Genomic DNA, 2,529 nt, shown 5'->3' on the forward strand with positions numbered 1-2,529 from the left:
GATGAGAGTTCAATGCGTGTTGTAGAAATTGAAAGCACTCATGTTCCTCGAGAAGAATTACAAATAGCTACTGAAAAAATTGAAGAATTACAAGAAGAGAATAAGATATTGAAAGCTTGGAAGGAAAAAGCTTTGAATTGGATTGATAAGAATGTAGAAAAGATGAAGCAGATTTCGTTCTTTCAATATGTTGGGGGGATTCAGAAGCGTAATAAGAGGCAAGATCAAGAAATGGAAAGATAATAAGATTAATATGAAATTTAGCTAAGAACAGCAAGCATAAGAGCAATTTGGGTGACCAGCATCTCTTTTAGACTAGAATCAGTACATGTAGAGTGTTGATCCAGTAAAAATAATAGTTCTCTATTGAATAAGAAAAATTCATTTCTGGTTAACATAATGTTTCTCCTCCTATTTTAAAATTTTTATGAGCATAAAAAAGCTATCTAATTTCTATAGGCATTGGCTTTCCATAGAAATTAGATAGCTTTTTAATAGGGTTCAAATATATAAGAAATAACGAAAAAATTACTTTAATTAATAGTAGCATCCTTTTTTTATAAATACTATATTATTCATTAGTAAAGTGTGAAAAGAGCTAGAGGAATGAGAAGTTGTAAAAGACCATAAAAAAAGCTATTTCAATCGTATTGGTATCGGAGAGAAATAGCTTTTTTATATTACATTATTAATTACATTTAAGAGTGTTCTGGTTTGTCATGGATATCTTTATATGTGAAATATATCACAAACTTTTTTGGTTGTAAATATATAAATTGAAATTTGTATGACAAGTTTTGAAGAATAAAAGCGCAACCTCGGCATTGGCCAATGAACAAGGCTGCCTTCATATAAGGGGTCGTTCAAACGTATCCGAGAATGAACAGCTTGACTATAACATATTCTTAATATTCATACTATTTCTAGTGTGCTCACATATGCATAAAAGGTGGACTTCTTATACATTGTTTTCATTGATTTAATTCATAGAATGCCTATTCTATCAACGATGTATAAAAAGCTGCATACTTCATGAAGAGAACCCCTTTGAGAATCCTTGCCTCCCAAGGGTTCTCTTTTTGTGTGTGTTCCGGAAAGAGTGATTATGTAAACTAAAAATGTATGGAATATTCATGTTTTATATATGGTAAAATTTTAAAATAATTTAAAATTTTAGGTGATTATCTTTTTAAATAATGATAACCTTTTCGTTATAGTAAATATTGATGAAAAGGGGATAGATTATATGAGTATGAAGATTGATACTTTACCAAAATACCGAATTGCATATATGAGACAAGTGGGGCCATATGGTCCTCATAACGTTAAAGTGATGGAAAAGTTAAAAAGTTGGGCTAAAAAACAAAGTTTATTTAATAAAAATTCAACAATCCTGAGTATTCCACGAGATAATCCGGAAGTAATAACTCCCGAAAATTGTCGCTATGATGCTGGTATTATCATTTCTACTGATTATCAAATTGATAACGAAGTTAGTGAAGATACATTACTCGGTGGTCAGTACGCAATCTATCGAGTTAAGCATACAGCAGAGGAAATTCAAAAAGCTTGGAATATAATCTTTGTTGAATTGTTAAATGAGGGTTATCAAATTGATTCTAGGCCAATGTTTGAAAGATATTATGGTGAAGAGGATGACTTTGATTATTGTGATATTTGCATACCTATAATATCAAGCAGGTAATCAAAAGGGTACTCTAACTCTTTTAAAGAAAAGTTAGAGTACCTTTTTGATTACTTTAAGATGGCACCTTCTTCGAATTTCTGAAGATTTTTCTTGCTGCAAAAGAAAATGCATCTGGAACATAGAAAATAAGATTTAAGGTTCCTCTCATAGCTAACTTACCTAGTGAAAAAGCTAGTTCCATTTCAATCTCCTCCCTTTCATTACATATTTTATCATAATTTACTGAAAATTCTTTGTGTATACATTTCCTATAATATGGATTATGGTAACTAAGAAATAAGGATTAGTCTATGAAATTAGCTTTTTAACGACCAAATTCGGTTGTAAACTAATGGTTTACAACTTATTACTAAGCGTTTATGGTTACCTGTACATATTTGTTATAAAGTGGTTTATAGAGGTGAATTAGTTATGGAATTAGGCGAGCAATTACATAAGTTAAGAGAACAAAAGAATATGTCTAGAGAAGAGTTAGCGCAAAAAATGAATGTGTCCAGACAAGCTGTTTATAAGTGGGAGAACAATAAGGGATATCCTGATATTGATAACCTTGTTAAATTAAGTGAGTTATACGAAGTATCAGTAGATGAATTACTTAAAAATTCTTCATCAATATATCAAAAAACATATGATTCACAAGATACATCGAAACAAGATGGTATTACTCTATTTGATTTTGAAGGAAACGGAAATTCTTTCTTTAGATATGGAATAATGTGTACGATAGGATCATTAGGAGGGTTATCAATTCCTATTATAAAAGGCGAAATTAATGTAAGCATAGTAACTCCTTTTATAATTGCTTTACTAGTTGGGTTTTT

At 30.3% G+C, this 2,529-nt stretch carries 3 protein-coding genes; all 3 read left to right on the top strand.

The features are described 5' to 3' along the window. Positions 1–243: hypothetical protein (locus TMES_RS21780; protein WP_211275990.1), on the top strand; the 243-nt coding region annotated here is incomplete at its 5' end. Between the two features lie 1,003 nt (positions 244–1,246). Next, positions 1,247–1,705, top strand: coding sequence for an AraC family transcriptional regulator (locus TMES_RS21785; protein ID WP_033580909.1), 459 nt, complete (start codon positions 1,247–1,249; stop codon positions 1,703–1,705). Between the two features lie 414 nt (positions 1,706–2,119). Continuing rightward, positions 2,120–2,529: helix-turn-helix domain-containing protein (locus TMES_RS23225; protein WP_211275991.1), on the top strand; the 410-nt coding region annotated here is incomplete at its 3' end.

Origin of the sequence: Thalassospira mesophila, assembly GCF_002115755.1 — a bacterium.
GTDB classification, from domain to species: domain Bacteria; phylum Pseudomonadota; class Alphaproteobacteria; order Rhodospirillales; family Thalassospiraceae; genus Thalassospira; species Thalassospira mesophila.